General features: G+C 66.7%; 21 protein-coding genes and 1 tRNA gene. 11 read left to right on the forward strand and 11 right to left on the reverse strand.

All coding sequences use genetic code 11. The annotated features are described in order from the left end of the window. Positions 1-22 precede the first annotated feature (22 nt). The 3 genes from ACO07K_RS07415 to ACO07K_RS07425 all read left to right on the forward strand — a co-directional run bounded on the left by ACO07K_RS07415 (position 23) and on the right by ACO07K_RS07425 (position 3,358). Positions 23-1,360 (forward strand): aspartate aminotransferase family protein, encoded by a 1,338-nt coding sequence (locus ACO07K_RS07415; RefSeq protein ID WP_422035270.1) that lies wholly within the window; start codon positions 23-25, stop codon positions 1,358-1,360. Positions 1,361-1,377: 17 nt separating this feature from the next. Continuing rightward, positions 1,378-2,352, forward strand: coding sequence for an agmatinase (speB, locus tag ACO07K_RS07420; protein ID WP_422035271.1), 975 nt, complete (start codon positions 1,378-1,380; stop codon positions 2,350-2,352). A gap of 157 nt (positions 2,353-2,509) precedes the next feature. After that, positions 2,510-3,358 carry an alpha/beta fold hydrolase gene (locus tag ACO07K_RS07425; RefSeq protein WP_422035272.1) on the forward strand — a complete coding sequence of 283 codons (849 nt, stop codon included), beginning with the start codon at positions 2,510-2,512 and terminating at the stop codon, positions 3,356-3,358. A gap of 139 nt (positions 3,359-3,497) precedes the next feature. Here the strand turns inward: ACO07K_RS07425 and ACO07K_RS07430 are convergent, their stop codons facing one another. Next, positions 3,498-4,643 (reverse strand): iron-containing alcohol dehydrogenase, encoded by a 1,146-nt coding sequence (locus ACO07K_RS07430; RefSeq protein WP_422035273.1) that lies wholly within the window; start codon positions 4,641-4,643, stop codon positions 3,498-3,500. 53 nt (positions 4,644-4,696) lie between these two features. Between ACO07K_RS07430 and ACO07K_RS07435 the strand changes: the two genes are divergently transcribed. The 6 genes from ACO07K_RS07435 (at position 4,697) to ACO07K_RS07460 (ending at position 10,637) form a co-directional block, all read left to right on the forward strand. Continuing rightward, positions 4,697-6,091, forward strand: a complete 1,395-nt coding sequence (locus ACO07K_RS07435; protein ID WP_422035274.1) for a M20 family metallopeptidase — start codon at positions 4,697-4,699, stop codon at positions 6,089-6,091. An 11-nt stretch (positions 6,092-6,102) separates the two neighbouring features. Further along, a complete protein-coding gene (locus ACO07K_RS07440; RefSeq protein ID WP_422035275.1) occupies positions 6,103-6,660 on the forward strand; it encodes a sigma-70 family RNA polymerase sigma factor in 558 nt (185 codons plus the stop codon). Next, positions 6,657-7,322 carry a ChrR family anti-sigma-E factor gene (locus ACO07K_RS07445; protein WP_422035276.1) on the forward strand — a complete coding sequence of 222 codons (666 nt, stop codon included), beginning with the start codon at positions 6,657-6,659 and terminating at the stop codon, positions 7,320-7,322. Before ACO07K_RS07440 ends, ACO07K_RS07445 begins: the two co-directional genes overlap by 4 nt. A 59-nt stretch (positions 7,323-7,381) precedes the next feature. After that, positions 7,382-7,930 (forward strand): carboxymuconolactone decarboxylase family protein, encoded by a 549-nt coding sequence (locus tag ACO07K_RS07450; protein ID WP_422035277.1) that lies wholly within the window; start codon positions 7,382-7,384, stop codon positions 7,928-7,930. 156 nt (positions 7,931-8,086) lie between these two features. Beyond that, a complete protein-coding gene (locus ACO07K_RS07455) occupies positions 8,087-9,598 on the forward strand; it encodes a M81 family metallopeptidase (protein WP_422035278.1) in 1,512 nt (503 codons plus the stop codon). Between the two features lie 31 nt (positions 9,599-9,629). Next, positions 9,630-10,637 carry a TauD/TfdA dioxygenase family protein gene (locus ACO07K_RS07460; RefSeq protein WP_422035280.1) on the forward strand — a complete coding sequence of 336 codons (1,008 nt, stop codon included), beginning with the start codon at positions 9,630-9,632 and terminating at the stop codon, positions 10,635-10,637. A gap of 18 nt (positions 10,638-10,655) precedes the next feature. On the opposite strand, the gene ACO07K_RS07465 is transcribed toward ACO07K_RS07460, so the two are convergent. The 8 genes from ACO07K_RS07465 to ACO07K_RS07500 all read right to left on the reverse strand — a co-directional run bounded on the left by ACO07K_RS07465 (position 10,656) and on the right by ACO07K_RS07500 (position 18,126). Continuing rightward, entirely contained in the window at positions 10,656-11,708 is a 1,053-nt protein-coding gene (locus tag ACO07K_RS07465) for a prolyl hydroxylase family protein (RefSeq protein ID WP_422035281.1), read from the reverse strand. 207 nt (positions 11,709-11,915) lie between these two features. Beyond that, on the reverse strand, positions 11,916-12,413 hold the full coding sequence (locus ACO07K_RS07470) for a hypothetical protein (protein ID WP_422035282.1): 498 nt from the start codon (positions 12,411-12,413) through the stop codon (positions 11,916-11,918). 73 nt (positions 12,414-12,486) lie between these two features. Next, positions 12,487-14,112: a dihydroxyacetone kinase subunit DhaK gene (locus tag ACO07K_RS07475; RefSeq protein ID WP_422035283.1), complete on the reverse strand. Its 1,626-nt coding sequence runs from the start codon at positions 14,110-14,112 to the stop codon at positions 12,487-12,489. Positions 14,113-14,191: 79 nt separating this feature from the next. Then, positions 14,192-15,382, reverse strand: a complete 1,191-nt coding sequence (locus ACO07K_RS07480) for a multidrug effflux MFS transporter (RefSeq protein WP_422035284.1) — start codon at positions 15,380-15,382, stop codon at positions 14,192-14,194. 83 nt (positions 15,383-15,465) lie between these two features. Next, complete coding sequence (locus tag ACO07K_RS07485; protein ID WP_422035285.1) at positions 15,466-16,005, reverse strand: histidine phosphatase family protein; 540 nt, start codon at positions 16,003-16,005, stop codon at positions 15,466-15,468. Positions 16,006-16,123: 118 nt separating this feature from the next. Beyond that, the gene (locus ACO07K_RS07490; protein ID WP_422035287.1) at positions 16,124-16,426 is read right to left on the reverse strand and encodes a hypothetical protein; all 303 of its coding nucleotides are present in this window, start codon (positions 16,424-16,426) and stop codon (positions 16,124-16,126) included. Between the two features lie 186 nt (positions 16,427-16,612). Continuing rightward, the gene (locus tag ACO07K_RS07495; RefSeq protein ID WP_422035288.1) at positions 16,613-17,203 is read right to left on the reverse strand and encodes an ATP-dependent Clp protease proteolytic subunit; all 591 of its coding nucleotides are present in this window, start codon (positions 17,201-17,203) and stop codon (positions 16,613-16,615) included. 101 nt (positions 17,204-17,304) lie between these two features. Next, on the reverse strand, positions 17,305-18,126 hold the full coding sequence (locus ACO07K_RS07500; protein ID WP_422035289.1) for a response regulator: 822 nt from the start codon (positions 18,124-18,126) through the stop codon (positions 17,305-17,307). A gap of 203 nt (positions 18,127-18,329) precedes the next feature. Here ACO07K_RS07500 and ACO07K_RS07505 point away from each other — a divergent pair, with 203 nt between their 5' ends. Further along, entirely contained in the window at positions 18,330-21,572 is a 3,243-nt protein-coding gene (locus ACO07K_RS07505; RefSeq protein ID WP_422035290.1) for a PAS domain S-box protein, read from the forward strand. Positions 21,573-21,614: 42 nt separating this feature from the next. On the opposite strand, the gene ACO07K_RS07510 is transcribed toward ACO07K_RS07505, so the two are convergent. Together ACO07K_RS07510 and ACO07K_RS07515 are read right to left on the reverse strand one after the other, a co-directional pair. Beyond that, positions 21,615-21,689, reverse strand: a tRNA-Val gene (locus ACO07K_RS07510). Between the two features lie 35 nt (positions 21,690-21,724). Continuing rightward, positions 21,725-22,429 carry an HAD-IA family hydrolase gene (locus tag ACO07K_RS07515; protein WP_422035291.1) on the reverse strand — a complete coding sequence of 235 codons (705 nt, stop codon included), beginning with the start codon at positions 22,427-22,429 and terminating at the stop codon, positions 21,725-21,727. Positions 22,430-22,488: 59 nt separating this feature from the next. Between ACO07K_RS07515 and glmU the strand changes: the two genes are divergently transcribed. Continuing rightward, positions 22,489-23,862, forward strand: coding sequence for a bifunctional UDP-N-acetylglucosamine diphosphorylase/glucosamine-1-phosphate N-acetyltransferase GlmU (gene glmU / locus ACO07K_RS07520; protein WP_422035292.1), 1,374 nt, complete (start codon positions 22,489-22,491; stop codon positions 23,860-23,862). Positions 23,863-23,874: the final 12 nt, after the last annotated feature.

Raw genomic sequence — 23,874 nt, forward strand, 5'->3', positions numbered from 1 at the left:
GGCCTCATCCGAGGAGAGTGATGTGCCCGATCAAGTGCTGGTGAATTCCGATTTGCAGTCCGCCCTGACGGAGGCCAAGCAGGCCTATATCGACCGCAATCCGAAGAGCTTCAGCCGTCACCAGGATGCCTGCGTCGCCATGCCGGGCGGCAACACCCGCACGACACTCCACAATTCGCCGTTCCCGCTCACGGTGGTGCGCGGCGCCGGCTGCAAGCTGTGGGACGCGGACGGCCACGAATATATCGATGTGCTGGGCGAATATACCGCCGGCATCTACGGCCACTCCCATCCGGTGATCCGTAAGGCGATCGACAAGGCGCTCGACCATGGCTGGAACTTCGCTGGCCGCAACGAGAGCGAAGGCAAGCTCGCCAAGCTCGTGGTCGACCGCATACCGTCGATCGACCTGGTGCGTTTCACCAACTCCGGCACCGAGGGCAATGTGATGGCTCTCGCGGGCGCGCGCGTCTTTGCCCAGCGCAAGGGCCGGACCAAGGCCACCAAGGTCATGGTGTTCCACGGCGGCTATCACGGTGGCGTGCTTTACTTCGTGAGTGGCGGTTCGCCGGTCAACATGCCCTACGAATATGTCGTGGCGCCGTACAACGACGTCGAAGGCACCCGAGCGCTGCTCGCCAGGCATGGCGAGGAGCTGTTCGCCGTTCTGCTCGAGCCGATGCAGGGCAGCGGCGGCTGCCTGCCCGGCAATCTCGACTTCCTGCAGATGGTCCGGAGCGAGACCAAGGCGCGCGGCATCACCATGATCTTCGACGAGGTCATGACCTCGCGGCTGTCGCCCGGCGGCCTGCAGGAGAAGACGGGCGTGATTCCCGACATGACGACGCTCGGCAAGTATATCGGCGGTGGCATGTCGTTCGGTGCCTTCGGCGGCCGGCGCGACATTATGGAGCTGTTCGATCCGACCAAGCCCGATTCGCTGCCGCATGCCGGCACGTTCAACAACAACGTGCTCACCATGGCCGCGGGCGTCGCGGGCTATGGCGAAGTCTATACGCCCGAGGCGGCCAAGGAGCTGAACGATCGCGGCGACAAGATCCGCGATCGGTTGAACGAGATCTGCCGCAAGGCGGGCGTCGAGTTTCAGTTCTCCGGCATCGGCTCGATGATGACGGCGCATGCCACGACGCGGCCGATCAAGAGCGCAGCCGACCTCGCGTCGAGCAACCAGGACGCCAAGGAGCTGTTCTATTTCGACATGGTGGCAGCCGGCATCTGGATCGCCCGGCGCGGCTTCGTGGCGCTGAACGTCATGATCGGCGACGCCGAGGGCGACCGCTTCGTGTCGGCGGTCGAAGAGTTCGTTTCGGCGCGAAAGGCCCTTTTGCAGCCGTCGTAACGGCTTACACTGGGGGAATGACCAGGAGCCAGGACTTCCCCCAGCCGGTCGCCGGCACCGTGGTGCCGCGCTTCGGCGACGTCGCCACCTTCATGCGCCTGCCGCTGTTCCGCGACCCGGCGGAGGTCGAGATCGGTATGGTCGGCGTGCCGTGGGACGGCGGCACGACCAACCGGCCCGGCGCGCGGCACGGCCCGCGCCAGATGCGCGACCTCTCGACAATGATGCGGCGCATCCATCACGTGACGGGCATCGCGCCCTATGAGCTGGCCCGGTGCGGCGATCTCGGCGACGCGCCGGTCAATCCGGCCAGCCTCGACGACTCGCTCGACCGCATCGAAAAGCACTACGCGAAGCTCCATGCCGCGGGCGTGGTGCCGTTGTCGGCCGGTGGCGACCACCTGATCACGCTGCCGATCATGCGCGGCATCCGCAAAGGCCTGCCGCCGCTCGGCATGGTGCATTTCGACGCCCACAGCGACACCTGGGACAGCTATTTCGGCGGCTTCAAGTACACGCACGGCACGCCCTTCCGCCGCGCCGTGGAGGAGGGGCTGCTCGATCCCAAGAGGGTGGTGCAGATCGGCATTCGCGGCTCGCTCTACAAGGCCGACGACAACCAGTGGGCCCTCGACCAGGGCATGCGCGTGATCACGATCGAGGAGTATTTCGACCTCGGCGTCGAGAAGGTGATCGCCGAGGCGCGCCGCGTCGTCGGCAGCGGCCCGACCTATGTGAGCTTCGACGTCGACGGCCTCGATCCCGCTTACGCGCCGGGCACCGGCACGCCCGAGATCGGCGGCTACACGCCGCACGAGGCGCAGCGCATGCTGCGCGGCCTGCGCGGCCTCGACCTCGTCGGCGGCGACGTCGTCGAGGTTTCGCCGCCCTTCGACATGAGCGGCAACACCGCGCTCGTCGGCGTCACGATGATGTGGGAGATCCTCTGCCTGCTCTCCGAATCGGTGGCGAAGCGCAAGGGCCGGATCTGATCGTTCTGCTGCTCAAAGGTCCCTCACTGCGTTCGGGATGACAGCGTTTTCTGCATCGACGCACGGCGCCAATCCGCGAAAATTGTCATCCCGAACGCAGAGAGGGAGCTTTCGCTTGCGTCTGGCGCATTGCCTTGCGCCGGGATTATCGTTCGGCATGCACGCCTTTATCCTCGGCCTCCTGTTTGCCGTCGTCGCCTCGTCCGTCTCCGCCCAGCCGGTGCCGCGCTGGATGACGCTGCCGCCCACGCCCTCGTTGCCGCCGGCCGCGAGTAGCGGCCATGCGCCGGTCAACGGAATCTCGATCTGGTACGCCACCTTCGGCAGCGGTCCGCCGGTGATCCTGCTGCATGGCGGCCTGGCCAACTCCAACTACTGGGGCCATCAGGTTCCCGAACTAGCGAAGACCCACCGGGTGATCGTCATGGACAGCCGCGGCCACGGGCGCAGCACGCGCGATGCCCGGCCCTACGGCTACGCTTTGATGGCGTCCGATGTCCTGGGACTGATGGACCATCTCGGCGTGCCGCAGGCTGCGGTGGTGGGCTGGAGCGACGGCGCCATCATCGGGCTCAGCCTGGCGATGTCCCATCCGCAGCGCGTGTCGCGCCTCTTTGCCTTCGCCGCCAATTCCGATCCCGGCGGCGTCAAGGACGTGAACAAGAGCCCCGTGTTCATGGAATTCATCGCCCGCGGTGAGAAAGAGTACGAGGCGCTGTCGGCCACGCCGCGCGAGTACAAGAAATTCGTCGAGGAGATCAGCACCATGTGGGCGACGCAGCCCAACTGGACGGCTGCCGATCTCGCCGCCATCAAGGTCCGCACCTGGATCGTCGACGCCGATCACGACGAGGCGATCAAGCGCGAGAACACCGAATTCATGGCGGCGGCGATCCCCCGGGCGGGGCTGCTGCTGCAGCCCGAAGTCAGCCACTTCTCGATGCTCCAGGCGCCCCAGCAGTTCACCGACGACGTGAAGCGCTTCCTCGACCGCAAGTGGGACTGACCCTCGATCGGATAGCGGTTCCGACCCTGCGTCCGGGCGGTCTCGTCAGGCCGCAAACGAAATAAACGAAATATTCGAAACATTCGAAGCCAATGCCGCACCCCGGCGGTCGGCGCCCCAATTTGCAGTCGACCTGCGTTTAGGCGGCCATTTCCAGGATCTCCTTGACCTCGGCCGGCGTCGGGATCGGGCGTGGGTTGCGCGGCACCCAAGGGGTGCCCATCGCCTGCTGGGCGATGCGGTCGAAATGCTCGCGGCCGATCTTCACGTCGGACAGGTGCCGTGGCATGTCGAGGCCGCGGATGAAACGGTCGAGCACGTCGCCCGCGTCCGCGCCCGGATGGCCCATCGCGTTGGCGATCAGGGCCTGGCGGTCGGCGTTGGCCGGCTTGTTCCAGCGCATCACCCACGGCAGCATGATGCAGGATGTGTGGCCGTGCGGGACGTCGAACACGGCGCCCAGCACGTAGCCGATGCCGTGGCTGGCACCCATCGGCACACCGGCGGCGATGCCGGTCATGGAGAGCCAGGAACCGGTCTGGCAGTCGAGGCGGGCGGCCATGTCGGAGGGATCGGCCTTCACGCGCGCGAGCCCCCGCGCCAGCAAGGAGAGACCATGCAGCGACGAGGCATTGCTGTATTCGGTCGATTCGAGGGAGCAGACGCCTTCGACGCAGTGATCGACGGCGCGGATGCCGGTCGAGAGCAGCAGCCACATCGGCGTATGGCGCGTCACTTCGGGGTCGAGGATGACGGCCTGCGGGATTGTTAGGGGATGGCGGAACATCTCCTTCACCTTGGTGGCCTCATTGGTGACGCCGGCGATGGCGGAGAATTCGCCGGCCGACAGGGTGGTCGGGATCGAGATCTGGCGCACGGTCGGCGGCTTCACGTCCGCCTGGCCGCGGATCCGGTCCATGTCCTCGGGCGTGCGGACGTCGTTCGACAGGCAGAGCTGGACGGCCTTGGCGGCGTCGGTGATCGAGCCGCCCCCCAAGGTGACGATCAGGTCGGCGCCGGCCTCGCGGGCCTGCTCGGACGCGGCCACGACGGCGGCGCGCGGCGAGTGGGCCGGCATTTTGTCGAAGGTGCCGGCGCACTTGTTGCCCAGCGCCCGGCGCAGCTTCTCGATCTCGTCGGTTTCCCGGTTGAGGGTCCCGCTGACCATCAGGAAGACGCGGTTCGCGCCCTGGCGCTCGACGAGTTCCGACAGGGCCTCGGCCGCCGGTCGGCCGAAGACCACTTCCTCCATTTTGCTGAAAACGACGCGGCCCGAAGCGGTCATGCTCATCTCCCTGTATTTTGCTATCGTGGCTGCGAAAACAGGCAAGGGAAAGCATGACCGGGACACGGGATGGCGCGATCGCCCGCGCAGAGAAATATTTCGACGAGGGCGGCTTCCTCGATGAGCTGCAGCGCCGGGTCGCCATCCCGACGACCAGCCAGGAGGCCGATTCCATGCCGGCCCTGCAGGCGTATGTCTCGGGCGAGATGACGGAATCGCTGCAGAAGCTGGGCTACGACTGCACCGTCCTGCCCAATCCGCGCAGCGAATACGGCCCGTTCCTGATCGCGCGCCGGGTCGAGGACCCGGCCAGGCCGACCGTGCTCACCTATGGCCATGGCGACGTGATCCGCGGCCAGGAGGAGCAGTGGCGCTCGGGCCTGTCGCCCTGGAAGATCGTGATCGAGGGCGACAGGATGTACGGCCGCGGCACGGCCGACAACAAGGGCCAGCACACGATCAACATCGCCGCCCTGGCCTCCGTCATGCAGGAGCGCGGCTCGCTGGGCTTCAATTCGACGATCCTGATCGAGACCGGCGAGGAGACGGGCTCCCCCGGCCTCGCGGACTTCTGCAAGGCCAACAAGCAGGCTCTGAAGGCCGATGCCCTGATTGCATCGGACGGGCCGCGGCTCGATCATCGCCGGCCGACCATCTTCGGCGGCACGCGCGGCACGCTGAATTTCAACCTCTCGCTCACCATGCGCGAGGGCGGGCACCATTCCGGCAACTGGGGCGGCCTGCTGGCCAATCCGGGCATCATCATGGCCCATGCGCTGGCCACCATCACCGACGAGCGGGGGCAGATCAAAGTGCCGGAGTGGCGGCCCAAGACGCTGACCAATTCGATCCGGGCGGCCCTGGCCGACGCCCATGTCGATGCGGGCGAGGGGGCGCCGGAGATCAACGAGGACTGGGGCGAGAAGTCGCTGACCCCGGTCGAGCGCGTGTTCGGCTGGAACAGCTTCGAGGTCCTGGCCTTCAAGACCGGCAACCCCGACCGGCCGGTCAACGCGATTCCGCCCAGTGCCGTGGCCTACTGCCAGCTGCGCTTCGTGGTCGGCACCGACCCGCACGACATCATCCCGGCGCTGCGCCGGCATCTCGACAGCCACGGGTTCGGGATGATCGGGATCGAACAGGCGCGCGACGTCATCATGAACGCGACGCGCCTCGATCCCGAGAACCCTTGGGCGAAATTCGCCTCCGGCTCGATCGAGAAGACGGCGGGCCAGAAGCCGAACATGCTGCCCAACCTGGGCGGTTCGCTGCCCAACGAGGTGTTCACCGACATTCTCGGCCTTCCCACCGTGTGGGTGCCGCATTCCTATGCCGCCTGCTCGCAGCATGCCCCCGACGAGCACCTGCTGGCGCCGGTGGCCCGCGACGGGCTCCGGCTGATGACCGGCCTGTTCTGGGATTTGGGCGCACAGGGCCGGCCGGGGTAGGTTCCCGCCCGATGCTTTCAGCCGAAGAGGCCGCAGACCTGATCGAAGCCATCGCGACCCGCCAGGATCGCGCGGCGTTCGCACGCCTGTTCCAGTATTTCGCACCCCGCGTGAAGGCCTTCATCATGCGCAGCGGGGCCGATCCCGAGGCGGCGCAGGAGGTTGCGCAGGAAGCCCTGATCATGGTCTGGCGCAAGGCCGCCAGCTTCGACCGGACCAAGGCCTCGGCGTCCACGTGGCTCTACACCATCGCTCGCAACAAGCGGATCGATCACCTGCGGCGCAACAACCGGCCGGCGATCGATACCGAGGACTGGCTCACGGTTTTTGCGCCCGAAAGTGAGGATGCCGACAAATCCGTTCTCGCAGGGCAGACGTATACGCGAGTGAAGGCGTTACTCGGGGGGCTGTCTGCCGATCAGCTGTTGGTGATCGAGAAGGCGTTCTTCGAGGACAAAACCCACACGGCCATCGCCGAGGAGCTGAAGCTGCCTCTCGGGACGGTGAAGTCGCGTATCCGCCTGGCGTTGGCCCGCCTGCGGGAAGCACTGGAGAAAGACGAGCCATGAGTCGCCATCCGGCACCCGATGAACTTCTGCTGGATTATGCCGCGGGCGCGCTGCCGGACGGTCCGGCCCTCGCCGTGGCCCTGCATGTTGCCCTGGACCCTCGGTCGCAGCGCACGGTCGACCGCCTGAACGCCGTCGGCGGTGCCCTGATCGAGCGCGAACCGGTCGCTGACCTTGGCGGGATCGACGATGCGGTTCTGGAAAAGGCTCTGGCTCGCCTCGACGAGGTACCCGTGGAGCCGCGACCCGCCGCTCCCGGCCGCCGTCATCAAGCGTTCGACTGGGCGCCGGCGCCCCTCGTGCCGCACCTGCGGTCCGGCATGGACTGGCGCCGGGTGATGGGCAAATTCGACGAGATCCGGCTCGACCTGCCGGGTGACTTCCATCGTGTCTCCTTGCTGCGGCTGGAGTCGGGGCGGGGCCTGCCCGAGCACAAGCATGCCGGCTATGAATACACCGTCGTCCTCCAGGGCGGTTATACCGACGAGACCGGCAATTACGGCGTCGGCGATTTCGCGGTCGGGCCGGGCGACCACCGGCACGAGCCGATCGCCGACCCCGGCGAGCCGTGTATCGCGCTGATCGTCGTGGAAAATCCCATCGTGCTGACCGGTCCGTGGGGCCGCTGGCTCAATCCGCTGGTCAGTCGCGGCTGGATTTGAAGCGGCGTTGACCGCGCAAGGGGTTCCCTTCAGGTTTGCGGCCTGAAGAGAGGACCCCTATGCCGCGCATTCCGTACTACGAAGTCGAAAACGCCACGGGCAAGCATGCCGAGTTGCTCGGCAAGCTCAATCCTATGCTCAACATCTATCGGATGCTGGCCAACTCCGAGCAGGGCGCGAAGGGCTTCCTGCGTATGGGCAACGGGCTTCTGTATCGCTGCGAGCTCGACCCGGTGCTGCGTGAACTCGCCATCGTCCGCGTCGGCCGCCTGAGCCGTACCGCCTACGAAGTGTTCCAGCACGAGCGCATCGGCCGCGAGGTCGGCGTGAGCGAGGAGAAGATCGCCGCCCTGCGCGACGCCACCATCGAAGCGCCAGCCTTCACCGACAATGAAAAAGCCGTGTTGCGCTACACCGACGACGTGGTGCGCAACGTGCGCGCCTCGGACAAGACGCTGAAGGCCGTACAGGCTTTCCTGACGCCGGGCGCTCTGGTCGAACTCACCCTGAGCATCGGCTACTACATGATGGTCTGCCGCTTCCTCGAGTCGACGGGCGTCGACGGCGAAGAGGGCCAGGCCGAGTGGCTCAAGACGGCCAAGCTGTAGCGATCAAATTCCTCCCCCGTCAGCGGGGGAGGTGTCGGCGTTCCACGCCGACGGAGGGGTCGGGAAGTGCACAAAACGAGCATGACCCCTCCGCCCCGATGACGGGGCACCTCCCCATTTGAATGGGGAGGAGGGATGGAAGACTAGGAGTAAGAAATGGCGTACCGCGTCCTGATCGCGCAGTTCATGCACGAGACCAACACCTTCAGCAAACTCAAGACGACGCTGGAGGATTACCGCAAGCGCTGGCTGATCGAAGGCGAGGAAATGGTGCCGCGCTTCACCGGCACCAAGAACGAGGTGGGCGGCTATATCGACTCGGTAAAGAAGTACGGCTGGGAGCCGGTCTGGGCGGCGGCGGCGAATGCCACGCCCTCGGGCAAGCTCACGAAGGAGACCTGGGAGCATATCCGCGACCTGATCCTCGACGCGGCGAAGAAGGCCGGCAAGCTCGACGCGATCTGCCTGTCGCTGCACGGCGCGGCCGTCACGGAAACCGAGGACGATGCCGAGGGGGCGCTGCTCGAGGCGCTGCGCGGCATCGTCGGTGCGGACATTCCCATCGTTGCCACGCTCGACCTGCACGCCAATGCCACGGTGAAGATGGCCCGGCACGCCAATGCGCTGGTGAGCTATCGCACCTATCCGCACATCGACGGCTATGAGCGTGCCGTGCAGGCCGCGGCGCTCGTGCAGGAGACGTTGGAGGGCCGCAAGAAGCCCACGTGCCTGCTGGTCCAGCCCGCCATGCTGCAGGGCGCCGATTCCGGCAAGACCACGCAGCCCGGCCTGATGCGCGACCTGCTGGCCAAGGCCGACGCCTTCGAGAAGGAGCCGGGCATCAACGTGGTCAGCGTCCAGGCCGGATTCACCTGGGCCGACATCCCCTATACCGGCCCTTCGATTGCAGTCAGCCACGAGCCGGGCGCCGAGGGCCGCGCGAAGGAGGCGGCGGCCGTGATCCTCGACGAGATCTGGAAGCGCCGCACCGAGAACACGTCGAACTTCCGTCCCGTGGCCGAGGCGATCGCCGCGGCGAAAGCAGGCGCCGGCAAGGAGGGACCTCTGGTCGTGGCCGACGGCACCGACAATCCGGGTGGCGGCGGCTACAACGATACGACGCCGGTGCTGCAGGCACTGATCGACGCCCAGGTCGAGAACGTGGCCTTCGGCACGATCTACGATCCCGGGACGGTGCAGCAGGCCATCGAGGCCGGTGTCGGGGCGGAGATCGACGTCGAGCTCGGCGGCCATACCGACGCCTCGATGGGCGCGCCGGTGAAGGCCAGGGCGATCGTCAAGATGCTGTCCGACGGTTCATTCAAGAACGACGGGCCGATGAATGCCGGCGTCGAGACGTCGATGGGACCGACCGCTGTCTTGCGCATCGGCGGCATCGACGTTGTCACCATCTCCAACCGCATCCAGACCATCGACCTGCAGGTCTTCCTGAGCCAGGGCATCGATCCGCGCACCAAGAGCGTGGTGGTGGTGAAGAGCGTGCAGCACTTCCGGGCGGCCTATGCGCCGATCGCCCGCGAGGTCGTCCTCGTGGATTCCGGGGGCATCTGCTCGCCCGACATCTCGCGGCTCAAGTTCACCAAGCTGCGCCGCCCCATCTGGCCGCTCGACGGCGTCAACGATCCCTATGCGGGGCAACGCACCTGAAGGTTGGCATGACACTGGCATGAGGATGGGCATGAACTTCACACGCGAGGCGCCTTTTCCCGGCGCATCCTTTGGCGCAACGCTGCGACTCGACGGCGATGCAGCGAAGATCGTGGCGGCGGCGGAGAGCGATCCGAAGGCCCTCCCGGCGGCATTGGCCGATGCCAAGGGGCTGCTGCTGATCCAGGGCATGAACGGGATCTCGGACGACCCCGACCTGCTCATTCGCCTCAGCCGCGTCTTCGGCCCAGAGGTCGAGGATTATCGCCACACGCTCACGGACCTGAAGTCGGTGCATGTCTCCGTGCCGGAGATCCTGCTGGTGTCCAACATGCCGCCGGTTTCCAAGGCGCCGCCCAGACGCCCCGACCCGACGCTGGCCGCCGACGGCCTGATCCCGACCCAGTATCCCCATCGCATGGGTTGGCACACCGACCAGAGCTATCGCCGGCCGCCGCCTGACATCTCGCTGTTCTATGCCGTGACGCCGGCCGAGCGCGCGACCGGTCAGACCCTGTTCGCCAACGGCATCTTGGCCTACCAGGCCCTGCCGCCGGCGCTGAAGGAGAAGGTCGAAACCCTGGTCGGCCTGCACGCCCAGCCGGGCAGCGGCCGCTCACGCGAGGCCGCACTCGCCGGGCGCACGCCGCGCGCCTTCGCACCGCACGAGCGTTCGCAGCCGCAGCCGGTCGTGCGCGCCCATCCGGTAACGGGGGAGAAGTCGCTCTACCTCTGTGAATGGGGCCAGATGGACTGGTTCGAGGGGCCGTTCGTCGGCCTGGAGCCGGGGCCGCACGGCGCCGGCGCCGCTCTGCTCGACGAGATCATGGCGCACTATACGGAGCGTCGCTTCTGCTACGCCCACGAATGGACCGAGGGCGATCTCCTGATCTGGGACAATCGCTGCCTCGTCCATGCCGCGACCTGGTTCGACGGCGAGCGCGAAGGCCGATTGATGTGGCGCACGACGGTGCACGGCAATCCCGGCGCCGCTTACGCGGGCGAGAAAAAGAGCTGGATCCCGGCGGCCGTGGCCTGAGGGGCCGCCTGATCGCGCTCAGCGCTTCTGGCGGAAGAAGGTCGTGAGCGCGTAGCGGCGGCCCCGGGTGACGGGGCCGACCGCGTGCAGCAGCGAGCAGGAGAAGACCGCCGCTGCCCCTGCGGGCGGGCTGACCTTTACGGCGGCATATTCCGGGAAGACCAACTCACCGCCCTCGAAATCGTCGTTGAGGTTCAGCGACACGGCGAAGGCGCGATCGGCGGTAGCAGGCGCGCCATTGTCGCGATGCGCGGCGAAGAAATGCCGGCCCTCGGCGCTGTACGACAGCACGACATGCGCATCGAAGGTGAACTCGCGATCGAAGGCGAAGACCTTGGTGAGTTCAGGGCCGATGCGATAGGCGAGGCGGTCCGACACCGCCTTCAGCATCATCGGCTCGACGATCGTGTAATCCTCGGTGCGCTTCAGCGCGGCCATGTCGATGTTGCCGTAGCGGCTCGAGACGCCCGAATCCTTGTGGTCGCCCTTGCCCCACAGCCGGATGAGCTGGGTGCAGAAGTCCGGCTCGAAGACGCGCGGCAGGACCAGCACGGGCGCCATCGCCGTGGTCAGACGCAGATCGGCGCCACGGTCGGCACGTACGGAGTCGGAAACGTCCCGGATCGTCTCGGCGGCGGCCAGCAGGGCGCGCGTGTCGTACGTCGTTGCGACCCTCAGGTTGGGGTCGAGCGCGATCACGCGCTGGCGCAGGCCCATGCCCTGGCCGAACGACACCGCGCCGGCCTGGGCGAGAAATGCCGGCAGGAACTGGCCCTTCTCGTCGCACAGCAGCAGCGGCTCTTCGGGCTCTGCGCCGAGCTTTTTCCAGAGCGGCCCGGCCGCCGCGACCGGATTGCCGGCGACCACGACGAGCTTGGTCGACGCGGCGGTACAGGCCTCGCGCAGGGACGCGAACTGCGCGGGATCCAGGGTCGAAAGGTCCATCACCGCGAGCATGGCCACCGGGTCGCCGGTGAACGACCAGACGAACTTCCGCAGCTTGCCGTCGAGACCCGGCAGCACGAAGTCGGGGAGACGGTCACCGGGGCGGAGGGACAGCGTGCTGGTCATGGCCGCTGTTAGCAGTGGGTCAGGGCCGGTTCAAGCGCGTCCGGCTGATGCCGATTTCGCTTATCCAGACACGAAGCAAGGCAGGTGGTCGTCGATTTCGGGAGCTTGGGTGGTATCTGGGGGAGCAGGTACCGTCGGCGGTCTCGCAACGCACGCGGCAGCCCACAGTCCGCCAATGCGCAGGCTCGTCCATGGAAACGCCGGAGTCTAATCGCGGTCTGGCAAGGTTGCTCGGTCGTGTGTTTTGCAATCAAAAACATCACCGCACGCCAGGACGCTGCAGCTAAACCCAAATGCGTCAGCCTTATGCGGGTCACTTTCGAAGAACACGCCGCGGACCCTCGTAGCGGGAAAGGTACCATCCAAGAAGTTGGATGACGCGCCTTCCGGCCCCACCATCCAATAGCCTTTGCCGTGATAGAGAGGCACGAATTTCTTCCAACCGCTCTTATGAGAAGAATGCACCTTCAGCGGAGCATTCTCATCGATGAGGCGCATGATCGCTTCGTCACTTTGATAGTGTTGACGCACTCTCTCAATGGCTGCGACATCATCCTCGATCAACGCTCGCCCCCAGCAACGCGCTAGGATTGTGGCTGGACGGAAGATGGTGTCCATAAAAGCGATCAATACCGCGCTAATCAGAAGCGCGCTGATCAGGAACATGCTGATCAGGAACACTCCCCGGAGCATGCGCTTCTTCAACCGTCTATTTCCCTGGTCAGCCGAGAACGGGTGGAAGACCAATCTGGATAAAGGCCGCGACCTGTCACCGGCCTCACTCCTTCGCAAGGCCCTCCAGCAGTAGGGCAACGGCTTCCGCTCCCGGATCCGGAACGCCTTCGAGGTGCGAGGACGAGACATAGGTCGAGCGGCCGGCGCGGGCCGACTGCATTCGGGCGGTGGCGTCGGCACCGGCGCGTGCAGCCTTCGCGGCTTCGTCGAGGCTGCTCGACAGGGCCGCGAGGGCCGGGGCGATGGCGTCGATCATGGTGCGGTCGCCGGGCTTGGCACCGCCATAGGCCATCATCTTCGCGAGGCCGGCCGACAGGGAGTTTTGCCAGCTCGCACCACCCGATGCGGACTGGCTCGCGGCCGAGAAGAAGATGGCGAGCAGAACGCCCGAGGATCCGCCCATCGAGCGGGCGAGCGCCTCGCTCGTTGCCTCAAAGAAACGGTCGAGCCTGTCGAGCGGCATCAGGGGCAGCGCGGCCTGCAGGTGACGGGCGGCGGTGGCGACGGTCGAACCGGTATCTCCATCGCCCACCTTGGCGTCGAGCGTGTTGAGCTTTCCCTCGGCGGCAATGAGGATGTCGCAAGCCCGGCTCACCAGCGCGCTCAACGACGGGTTCCGGCTCGCCCTGACCGGCTTCCTCTTCAGCTCCCGTGGCAGCTTCACGAGCTTTGGCTTCACGTGGGTGCGGATCTTCGGCCAGACCAGCGGGCTGGCCGGCGACAGCAGCGCCTTCTCGAAGTCGGGCGTCAGCGGCAGCAGGCTCAGCGAGAAGCCATGCATGTCGAGGGAGGACACCAGCGTAGCCGGGCCCAGTACCAGTTTGATCTTGGCACCGCGGCGGCTGGCCAGCACCTCGTTGGTGAGCAGGTTCATCTCCAGTGCGGTGGTGGAACCGAGATTGTTGACCAGAAGGGCATAGGAGCGCGCCGGCCTGGCCGTGGCGAAGAGGCGGTCGACGAGCACGCGTGCCGCTTGGCGCGCCCCTTCGAAATTCACCAGGTCGACGCCCGGTTCGCCATGGAGGCCGAGGCCGAGCTCGGCCTTGCCGTCCGGAACACGGTCTTCGCGTCCGACGCCCGGCAGCGTGCAGGAGGACAGCGAAATACCGAGAGAGACCACCGCGTCGGCGGCCTTCCGGGCCATGGCGGCGACAGTCTTCAGGTTCGCCCCCTGCTCGGCATAGTGGCCGGCGACCTTCTCGACGAACATGACGCCGGCGATGCCGCGAGGCTGGGGAAGGTGCGGCAGCGCGATGTCGTCCTTCACGATCACGACCTCGACCTGCTTGCCGAGGGCGCGGGCGCGTTCCACGGCCAGGCCGAAGTTCAGGCGGTCGCCGGTGTAGTTCTTGAAGATGACGAGGCAGCCGCCCTTGCCCGTCACCGCCATGATCGCGGCGAACACGGCGTCGACCGACGGCGAGGCAAAGACCTCGCCGCAGACGGCGGCGGTCAGCAGCCCCTTGCCGACAAACGAGGCGTGTGCCGGTTCGTGACCGGATCCGCCGCCCGCTACGATCGCCACGCGGCCGGGCCTGTGGTCGGTTCGCAGAACGACCTTGATGCCGGGATAGCCATCGAGACGGGCCAGGTTGGCGCCGCCGCTGCTGCGCAACAGCCCGTCGATCGCGTCGACGACGAGGCTCTCCGTGGCGTTTATGAATTGCATGGCGGTCCCACGTCGTCCGGTTGCAGCGAGGTGAACGGTATAGCGGGTGACCGGCGGCGGGTGGAAGCCACCGCGTCGGTCAGGCCGTCGGCGAACGCCGCACCAGCGTCCACCAGCCGATCAGTCCGACGATGCCGGTGATGGCGACCCCGATGCCGATGTTCATCTGCGTGTCGTGCGGCACGTAGCCGACCAGCAGGGTCAGCACCGCGGCGGTCACCATCTGCACGAAGCCCATCAGGGCGGAGGCCGCACCGACCCGGCTGGCGGGGACGGCGGACAGCGCGCTCGCCATCGCATTGGGCATGTTGAGGCCGTTTCCCCAGCCCATCAGCATCAGCGGCCCGATCAGGGCCAGCGGCGTGACATAGCCCAATGCGGCGGTCGCCATCATGGCCAGGGCGCCGATCGTGAGAATGACCTGGCCGACCGGGATCAGCAGCAGGCTCCTCACCCGGCCCTGCAGACGGCTGGAGACCAGGCTGCCGAGGACGAAGTTGCCGGCCCAGGCGAGGGTGAACCAGCCGAACGTCTCGACGGCCACGCCCATGACCTGGATCAGCAGGATGGGACCGCCCGAAAAGAAGACATTGAAGCCGGCCGAGGCGCAGGTGGTCGCGGTCATGAGACCGATGAAGCGGCGCTCGCGCAGCACGGCGCGGAAACCGTCGAGATAGTCGCGGACCACGCCGGTCGTGCGCGGGGCGGCCTTCGGCGCGGTTTCGCCGACGATGCGCCAGACCAGGACCAGCACGGCGATCCCGCAGGCGGCCGTGAACCAGAAATTGCTGCGCCACCCGAAGAAGCCCAGCAGCTGGCCGCCCAGCAGCGGCGAGAGCGCCGGCGCCAGTGCCATGGAAGAGGCCATGTAGCCCATCGCCCGGGGAGCCTCGGGGCCGGAGCGGCTGTCGCGCACGATGGCGCGGCCCAGCACCACGCCGCCGCAGGCACCGCAGGCCTGGATCAGGCGCGAGGCGATGAGGGTCTCGATCGTCGGACTGATCGCACAGCAGACGCTGCCGATCGTGAACACGACGAGGCTGCCCAGCAGCAACGGCCGGCGGCCCAGATTGTCCGACAGCGGGCCCACCGCCAGTTGCGCGAAGGCAAACGCGAACAGATAGATCGAGAGCGTCAGCTGGGCGGTGCCGTAGGAGACGCTCAGCTCATTCGCGATGGTCGGCAGGGACGGCAGGAAGATCGTCAGCGCCATCTGCGAGGAGACGGTGGCGCTCATCAGCAGCCAGATCGGCGGTTTGGTCGTGCGCATGCGCGGAATTTTCACGTGTCCGCGACAGGCGGAATGGCGGGCTCATAGCAGCGTTCGGCCGCCCGGGGCAGGGCCGGCGTCCGTCAGGCGGTCGGGAGGCGCCCCTGAACCGAAAGCTGCCCGCCCGGCACGCGTTGCATCACCACGATCTCGCCGCTGCCGGGAAAGATCTGGCTGAGCGCCGTCACCACGACCTGATGCGTCACGAACACCGTCGGTTTCGCGAGGTCGAGTTCTCCTATCCACTGCCGAAGCGCCCCGATCTGCGCCGCTTCGCGCGACCGGTCCTGAAAGAAGGAGTTGAGCAGCGGTTGCGGCCGCACTTCACCCAGATTCATCAGGCGCGCGGTATCGAGGCACCGGCACCACTGGCTCGAATGGACCCCGGCCTCGGCAATAGAGTTGGCGCGGAACAGGTTGCCGATGCGAACGGCTTGCGCCCGGCCCTCGGCCGACAGATTGCGCTGCGTCCCGCAGTCCTCGAGGCGAAAGCCCGACGGGTCGTTGGTGCCGGGCGCAGTCGCATGGCGAATCAGGGCAAAGGATCCGGGCCGCCGCAGGACCGCCCAGGGATCGTTCTGGGCCGACACGACGCGACTGCCTCCGCACGCGGCGGAGGCCACCAGGCCCGCGATCAGCGCCCGGCGCGATGAGTTGAGGGCTGAGGATTCGAATACGGAGCGTGACACAAAGCGACGTTACGGGGCGCCCAGCCGCGGGTCTACGGCAGGGCGACCTGGTTCACTCTGCTTTGATCGAACGTGAGCCTGCGGACTTGAGCGCCTCGCGAACGACCTCGGGCTCGCTGCCATGATAGTCGACCGAGACCTCGATCTCGCCACCGAGTTCCGGCGTCCCGCGCTTCTGCGGCCCATGGCCACTCTCGACATCCGCGCCCGCAGCCCGCGTGCCGGCAGAATTCGATTCGCCCTTGGCGCGGATGAAAATGTCGGTCCGCGCGACTCCGTGCGCCTGAACGAGGTGCTCGACCGCAAGCTCGGCATCGCGTCGTGTCTCGAATCGGGCCAGGATGGTGCGCTCCATGATCAACTCCATTTGCTGTGCTGGGACGTCAACCTTCCCAGGTGCAAACGGTTGCCAGCCCTCGGCTCGAAGGACGGTCTTCGGCAGGGCGCTGGACCGACAACACCGGACGCGGCTCTCGTCGCATCTTGAAAGATCCCGACTAAGGGATCACGACAGCCAGGACATCTCAGACGAGCCCAACGATCAGAAGCACGCCTGCACCGGGGGCGGCCTGGTCGCACCGCTGGGAGCCGTGGGCCACTTGGTGAATCCCCAACAATCGGCCTCGAAAGCGCTGAGCCAGCGCATGTCCGTCGCGGCGGTCATCTGCATGAAGGCCATGATCGTGCCGTACGGCGTTCCATGCGTCGCCGCGTTCTGCGCGATCAGCTCATTGCACATTATCGAGCGGCTCGTATCGCCAGCGGTGTGGCAGGAATGCAGGCCGAGCCGGCCGCTGCCTTCGATGGTGCGATGGCTGCCCGAAAGGAACAGGACCTGCGCGCAGGCTGAGGCGCAGCTGGCGTCGGCCAGCACGACCGTCGAAACGCGCTCCTTGTTCATGACATCGACCATGGCGAAGGCTTCGATGATCAGGCCGCCCGGGCTGTCGAGTGCGAGAATTTTGTAGCCGGAGGCATCGCGGTCGGCCGAGGCCAGCGCGCTCCGCAAACTGTCGGCGTCGCCCTCGGCGACCGATCCCTTGGCGAGCACGATCCGCTGACCGTCGGGCAGGGTGTGGGTCGAGAACGCCATGGCGGCGGCAGGCGAGAAAATGGCCCAGGCCAGCAGCATTGCCGTGACCAAGGCCGCGAACAGTCCAGCCGCGAGCGCACCGACCAGGGCAGAGAGAGGGGTAGCGGTGTGGACTGGGGACGTAAGACCCGGGACGCGCATCACCGGTTGACCAGCAGAAGGTCATTGGAGCCGGGAATCTCGTCCGCCAGGATCATGTTCATCATCTTCGCGAGATCGCGGCGACGATAAGGCTTGACCAGCAGGTGGGTGTTGGCGGCGATGTTGCCCTTCTTGATCAGGGCGTCCTCGAAATAGCCCGAGGCGAACAGGACCTTGATGTCGGGCCGGATCTCCCGCGCCTTCTCCGCGACCTCGCCACCGTCCATGCCGCCGGGCATCATGACGTCGGTGAAGAGGACGTCGATCCCCTCGTCGCCCGCCAGGATGTCGAGCGCCTCGGCGCCACTTGCGGCTGTCAGCACTTCATATCCCAGGCCCTTCAGAAGATTTACCGCGGTGAGCCGGACGTCGCCGTCATCGTCGACCAGCAGGACCTTGCGGGCCGGCCGCTTCGAGACCATCAGCGGCCGGCCCGACTCGGCATTGCCGGGCGTGCCGACGGGCTGCATCAAGATGCCGAAAGCCACCAGAGTGTGCTGCGCATCGCGCAGTGGGACGACGACCTCTCGCACCGCGAGATCGCTTCCGTCGCTGTGCATGCGCTGGCAAACCTCTTCATGCCGGCCGCGCTTGCGCGCGATGGCGAGCGACGGCGGAGCACCGGCCGGGTCGAGGGTCTCGGGCGGAACGATCCGGGAGAAAGACAGCCCGACCGCCTCGCCCTCAGCGTAGCCCAGCAGTTCTTGAGCGCCCACGTTCCAGCTCAGCACCTTGCCGTCGGTATCGAGCAGGACCAACGCGCATTCGGGCAGGTTGTCGACCAGAAGCTGCTTCAGGTGACCGTGTACCGAATTATCCATTTGCCGCGCCCCCGAGGTAAGCAAGTCCGATCGACGGCACTCGCACCTGCCACAACGTATGGTGGCGAATATCGTTGCTTTGATTATGCAACTATCTTCCTCGTCGGGCGTTTGAGACATAGGGGAGTTTCACTGTCATGAGCGGATGCAGGGCGGCGGGTGCGCGCGCGGCTGCACGCAGCGGGATGGCCTTCCGGAGTCGCATGCCCGCATCCAAGAACGCTTCTTCGCCCGTTCCTCGACCGCGCCTCCTGCCGCCCGGGGTGATCAAGAGGCGCTTCGTGGCGGTGATCCTGACCTATTCGCTGCTCACCGCCGCCGTGCTCGCAATGCTGCTGCTGAACCTGCGCGCCGACGCCTTCACCTCTGGCGAAAAGGTGCTGGCGGGCTACGCCGAACTCGCCAACGTCCAGACCGCCACGACCTTGCAGAACATCGAGCGCGCGCTCGAAGACGCTGAGGAGATGGTCGCCTCGGAAACCCGCAAGCGGGATTCGGTGGACTTCGACGTGCTGCGGGTTCAGTTCCAGGACATCCTCGAGGGCCGCCCCTTCCTCACCTCGATTCAGCTGGTCGACGCTCAGGGCAAGATCTTTCTTGGCCGAACCGCCGCCGACACCGGGCGCAACGTCTCTGATCGCGCCTATTTCATACGGCAGCGCGCCGAGCCTGGATCAAGGGTGCTGTGGGGCGTGCCGATCCGGGCGCGGTCAAACGGGGAATGGCTCGTTACTGCCACGCTGCCGCTGCGCCAGGCCGATGGGACATTTGGCGGCCTGATCCTCGGATCCGTGCCACTCGCCTATTTCGACAAGGTCTGGAAGATCGACGACGAGGTTCAGGGCCTGGCCATCTCGCTGTGGCGCGAAGACGGCGTGCTTCTGATGCGCAGCCCATTCGACGACAGGGTCATCGGCGGGCCGGACTGGGGCACCGTGCATTTTCCCAGAATAGAGGCCGGCCAGAGGAAGGGCACCTTCGAGGCGGTGAGCCGCCCCGATGGCGCGTCCCGGCTGGGAGTCTTCCGGCGCCTCGATGCCTATCCGTCCTTCATCCTTACCCTTTCCCAGGCGACCGACCGGGCGCTGGTGGCCTGGTGGCGCGTCGTCTGGGTCGTTGCCGTTGGCTGGGCCGCGGCGTCGGCCGCCCTCGCGATCCTCGCGGCGTGGGCGGCCCGCGAGTGGAACGCGCGCCGCGCTTTGGAGGACCGCTACCGCGTCCTGTTCGATGCGAACCCCCTGGCGATGCTGGTGATCGACCGCGACACGAGACGCTTTCGCGCCGTCAACGACGCGGCGGTGGAACAGTATGGCTGGTCGCGTGAGGAATTCCTCGCGATGACGGGCGACAACCTCCACCCGCCGGACGGCGGAGAGGCCCTCGCGCTCGCGCCCGAGCTGCGGCATCGCAGGAAGGACGGCACGGTCATGACGGTCGAGACGACCGTGCGCTCGATCGACTTCGACGGCACCGCCGCGTTGCTCTCGATGGCGCGCGACGTCACTGCGCGCAAGGCCGCCGAAAGGCATCTGGAGCAGATGGAGGGGCAGTATCGGGGGTTGCTGGAGGCCGCGCCGGACGCGATGGTGGTGGTCAACCAGAGCGGCGCGATCGTGCTCGTCAACGTCCAGGCCGAGACGCAGTTCGGCTATCGCCGAGACGAGCTGCTGGGTCAGCCCGTGACCAACATCATTCCCGAAGGTTTCGCCGAGCGGCTGGTCACCGACGCCACGCGCAGCGAGACCGACGCGCTGGCGCAGGAGATCGGCACCGGCATCGAACTCTCGGGCCGCCGCAAGGACGGCGCCGAATTCCCCATCGAGATCATGCTGAGTCCGCTCGAGAGCGCCGACGGCACCCTTCTGGTGACGGCGGCGATCCGCAACATCAGCGTGCGCAAGGCCGCCGAAAAGCATCTAACGGAGATGGAAGGCCAGTATCGCGGCCTTTTGGAGGCCGCGCCCGACGCGATGGTGGTGGTCAACCAGACCGGCGAGATCGTGCTGGTCAATCTCCAGGCGGAGAAGCAGTTCGGCTATCGCCGCGACGAGTTGCTGGGCCGCCGCGTAACCGAGATCATTCCCAAGGGCTTTGCCGAGCGGCTGGTCACCGACGCCACGCGCAGCGAAACCGACGCGCTGGCGCAGGAGATCGGCACCGGCATCGAGCTGCTGGGACGCCGCAAGGATGGCGAGGAATTTCCCATCGAGATCATGCTGAGCCCGCTGGCCAGTACCGAGGGTGTCCTGGTGACAGCGGCGATTCGCAACATCAGCGTACGCAAGGTGGCCGAGGACCAGTTGCGCCAGTCTCAGAAGATGGAAGCGGTCGGGCAGCTCACCGGAGGGATCGCGCACGACTTCAACAACATCTTGTTCGTGATTCTGGCCAATACCGATGAGCTGCTGGAGGACGAGGTCTTCTCGCCCGGCGTAACCGAACGGCTGGGCGCGATCGACAGCGCCGTGCAGCGCGCCGCGGACCTGACGCGTCAATTGCTGGCCTTCTCGCGCAAGCAGCCGTTGCGTCCGCAACGGACCAACCTGAACGACATCGTGACCGAGACCGGCAACCTGCTGCGTCGCTCCCTGGGCGCGCAGATCGAGATCGACGCCGTACTGGCCGAAGACCTGTGTGTGGTGAGCGTCGACCGGCCCCAGTTCGAGACGACCCTTGTCAATCTCTGCCTCAACGCGCGTGACGCAATGCCCGGCGGCGGGCGGCTGCTGGTCGAGACGCGCAACGTGGTGCTCGACGAGGCGTATTGCATCGTCAACGACGGCGCCGTGCCGGGCGCCTATGCAATGCTGTCGGTCACCGATGAAGGCGCGGGCATTGCCTCGGCTGACCTGAGGAGGGTCTTCGAGCCGTTCTTCACGACCAAGCCAGTGGGGAAGGGGACCGGCCTAGGTCTCAGCATGGTCTACGGCTTCATCAAGCAATCCAACGGCCATGTCGGCATTTACAGCGAACTGGGGCACGGCACGTCGGTCAAGCTCTATCTGCCGCGCAGCGACGGCGTGGTGGTCGAGGCCGTCGCCCGGGACAGGAGCCCCATTCCCAAGGGCTCCGAGCGCATTCTCGTCGTCGAGGACGAGCCGCAGGTCCGCGCCAGCGTCGTCCGCCAGTTGCGCAGCCTGGGCTACACGGTTGCCGAGGCCCCGGACGGCACCGCCGGCTTGGCCGCGTTCGAGGCCGCGGAGCCGCCGTTCGACCTGCTGCTCAGCGACGTCATCATGCCGGGTCCCTTGAGCGGCAAGCTCCTGGCCGCCGAGGTCGCGCGCCGCTGGCCGGCTGCCAGGATCGTCTTCATGTCGGGATTCACCGAGATTTCCAGCGTCCGGCACGAACGCCTCGACGAAGGCGCTCTCCTGCTGAGCAAGCCGTTCCGCAAGCTCGACCTCGCCAAGATGATCCGGAACGCTTTCGATACGCCTTCCCAATAAAAAGGCTCCGAAGCAAAAGTGCCTCGGAGCCTTATAAACCGGTGGTGGGCGCTGTAGGGATTGAACCTACGACCCCACCCGTGTGAAGGGTGTGCTCTCCCGCTGAGCTAAGCGCCCGGAAGGGGCGCGTATAGGGCAGCCGCGCTTGGTCGTCAACGGGCCGATGCGAGCCGGGCCAGGGCCTCGGGCAGGGCGTCGAATCGGTCGATCACGGCATCGGCGCCCAGCTCGCTGGCGGGCTTGGCCGTATAGCCCCAGCTCACCAGCACGGCGGGGATGCCGGCGCCGCGGGCGGCCTCGGCGTCGTGGGTCGAATCGCCGATCATGACGGCGCGCTTCGGATCGCCGCCCATGCGTTCCAGCAGCATCAGGATGTGGCGCGGGTCGGGCTTGCGCACCGGGAAGCTGTCGGCGCCGGCCACGTCGCTGATCGGCGGCATCAGCTTCAGATGCTCGAGGATCATGCGCGACGGCTTCTCGAACTTGTTGGTGCAGACGCCCTGCTTCAGGCCGAGACGGGCGAAGGTCGCGACCACGTCGGCGACGCCGGCAAAGGCGGTAGTGTGGCTGATCGGGTCGGCCTCGTAATAGCGCACGAACTCGCGCGTCACCGCGGTCAGGGCCTCGTCGTCCAGCGACCGGCCATGCTTGGTGAAGGCCTTGCCCATCGTGACCTTGCTGCCCTGGCCCATGAAGATCCGCACATCCTCCTCGGTCACGGCCGGCAGCCCGTGGTCGGCCAGCACGTGGCTGACGGCCCGCTGCATGTCCTTGGCGCTGTCGATCAGGGTGCCGTCGAGGTCGTAGACGACGGTGTCAAAGCGGGCGGTGATGAGTTTTTCAGCATCTGTCTGCATGCCGTTTTCTCTAGCACATCCGTCTTGCCCGTCCGCCAGTCGCGTGGCATCGGACGGGCATGAAATCACCCATTGCCGTGGTCGTGCTCGCAGCCGGCGCCGGAACCCGCATGAAATCGGCGCTGCCGAAGGTCCTGCATCCCCTGGCCAATCGCCCCATGCTGGCGCATGTGCTCGCCAATGCAGAAGCGCTGAAGCCCGCGCGGATCGTCGGCGTGATCGCGCCCGGCGCCGCCGAGGTGGCGGCGGCCTTCGCGCCCTATCCGACGGTGGTCCAGAGCAAGCCGCTGGGAACGGGACACGCGGCCAAGGCGGCCCTGCAGGCTCTCGAGGGGCACAAGGGGCCGGTCCTGATCGTGTTCGGCGATGCGCCGCTGGTGACGACAGCGAGCCTGCGCAAGCTGGTCGCGGCCTGCGCCAGGGCAGGGGCGGCGGTCGGCGTGCTGGGCTTCGTCGCCCGCGATCCCACGCCCTACGGCCGGCTCATCGTGCAGGACGGCGAGCTGGTGAAGATCGTCGAGAGCAAGGATGCCGATGCGACCGAACGAACGGTCGCCTTCTCCAATTCCGGCGTCATGTGCATCGACGGCAGGCTGATCGCGTCTCTGCTCGGCGCCCTCCGCAATGACAATGTGAAGCGCGAATTCTACCTCACCGACGCCGTGCGGCTGGCGCGCGAAGCCGGCCACAAGGCGATCGCCGTCGCGGGCGAGGAGGCGGAATTCCAGGGCGTCAATTCGCGCGCCGAACTGGCCGCGGCCGAGCAGGCGCTGCAGCAGCGGCTGCGCGCCGCCGCGATGGCGGGTGGGGTCACCATGATCGATCCCGCCACGGTCTGGCTGTCGGCCGACACGAAGTTCGGCACGGACGTTCGGATCGGGCCCAACGTCCGCTTCGGTCCCGGGGTGTCCGTCGGGGCCGACACCGTCATCAACGCCTTCTGCGACATAGAGGGCGTGCGCATCGGCCGGGGCGTGCTGGTCGGACCGTTTGCACGCATCCGCCCGGGCTCGGAGGTGGCCGACGGTGTCCATATCGGCAACTTCGTGGAACTGAAGGCCACGCGCATGGGCAAGGGCGCCAAGGCCAACCACCTGGCCTATCTCGGCGACTCCGACATCGGCGCGAACAGCAACATCGGCGCCGGCACCATCGCCGTGAACTACGACGGATACGGCAAGCACCGGACGGTCATCGGCGCCGACGTGTTCATCGGCTCCAACAGCTCCCTCGTGGCTCCGCTCACGGTCGGCAGGGGCGCCAACGTCACCGCCGGCAGCGTGGTGACGGAGGACGTGCCCGCCAATGCGCTGGCCTTCGGTCGCGCCCGGCAGGTCACGAAGAAGGGGCGCGCGGCGGCGCTTCGTGCGAAACTGAAGGATCGGGCAGCGGCCCTCAAGAAGGCAGCGGCAGAACGGTCCGGCAAGAAATAACCCCCTCCCTCG

The sequence above is a fragment of the Reyranella sp. genome (genome assembly GCF_965228225.1).
Classification (GTDB): Bacteria; Pseudomonadota; Alphaproteobacteria; order Reyranellales; family Reyranellaceae; genus Reyranella.

Bases quoted from the DNA above. Each gene is read 5' to 3' on its own strand.
- ACO07K_RS07500 (WP_422035289.1), bottom strand. From the start codon at position 18,126: ATGGATAATTCGGTACACGGTCACCTGAAGCAGCTTCTGGTCGACAAC.
- ACO07K_RS07480 (WP_422035284.1), bottom strand. From the start codon at position 15,382: ATGCGCACGACCAAACCGCCGATCTGGCTGCTGATGAGCGCCACCGTC.
- ACO07K_RS07445 (WP_422035276.1), top strand. From the start codon at position 6,657: ATGAGTCGCCATCCGGCACCCGATGAACTTCTGCTGGATTATGCCGCG.
- speB (WP_422035271.1), top strand. From the start codon at position 1,378: ATGACCAGGAGCCAGGACTTCCCCCAGCCGGTCGCCGGCACCGTGGTG.
- ACO07K_RS07425 (WP_422035272.1), top strand. From the start codon at position 2,510: ATGCACGCCTTTATCCTCGGCCTCCTGTTTGCCGTCGTCGCCTCGTCC.
- ACO07K_RS07430 (WP_422035273.1), bottom strand. From the start codon at position 4,643: ATGACCGCTTCGGGCCGCGTCGTTTTCAGCAAAATGGAGGAAGTGGTC.
- ACO07K_RS07475 (WP_422035283.1), bottom strand. From the start codon at position 14,112: ATGCAATTCATAAACGCCACGGAGAGCCTCGTCGTCGACGCGATCGAC.
- ACO07K_RS07505 (WP_422035290.1), top strand. From the start codon at position 18,330: ATGCCCGCATCCAAGAACGCTTCTTCGCCCGTTCCTCGACCGCGCCTC.
- ACO07K_RS07495 (WP_422035288.1), bottom strand. From the start codon at position 17,203: ATGCTGCTGGCCTGGGCCATTTTCTCGCCTGCCGCCGCCATGGCGTTC.
- ACO07K_RS07450 (WP_422035277.1), top strand. From the start codon at position 7,382: ATGCCGCGCATTCCGTACTACGAAGTCGAAAACGCCACGGGCAAGCAT.
- ACO07K_RS07440 (WP_422035275.1), top strand. From the start codon at position 6,103: ATGCTTTCAGCCGAAGAGGCCGCAGACCTGATCGAAGCCATCGCGACC.
- ACO07K_RS07465 (WP_422035281.1), bottom strand. From the start codon at position 11,708: ATGACCAGCACGCTGTCCCTCCGCCCCGGTGACCGTCTCCCCGACTTC.
- ACO07K_RS07435 (WP_422035274.1), top strand. From the start codon at position 4,697: ATGACCGGGACACGGGATGGCGCGATCGCCCGCGCAGAGAAATATTTC.
- ACO07K_RS07460 (WP_422035280.1), top strand. From the start codon at position 9,630: ATGAACTTCACACGCGAGGCGCCTTTTCCCGGCGCATCCTTTGGCGCA.
- ACO07K_RS07455 (WP_422035278.1), top strand. From the start codon at position 8,087: ATGGCGTACCGCGTCCTGATCGCGCAGTTCATGCACGAGACCAACACC.
- glmU (WP_422035292.1), top strand. From the start codon at position 22,489: ATGAAATCACCCATTGCCGTGGTCGTGCTCGCAGCCGGCGCCGGAACC.
- ACO07K_RS07490 (WP_422035287.1), bottom strand. From the start codon at position 16,426: ATGGAGCGCACCATCCTGGCCCGATTCGAGACACGACGCGATGCCGAG.
- ACO07K_RS07515 (WP_422035291.1), bottom strand. From the start codon at position 22,429: ATGCAGACAGATGCTGAAAAACTCATCACCGCCCGCTTTGACACCGTC.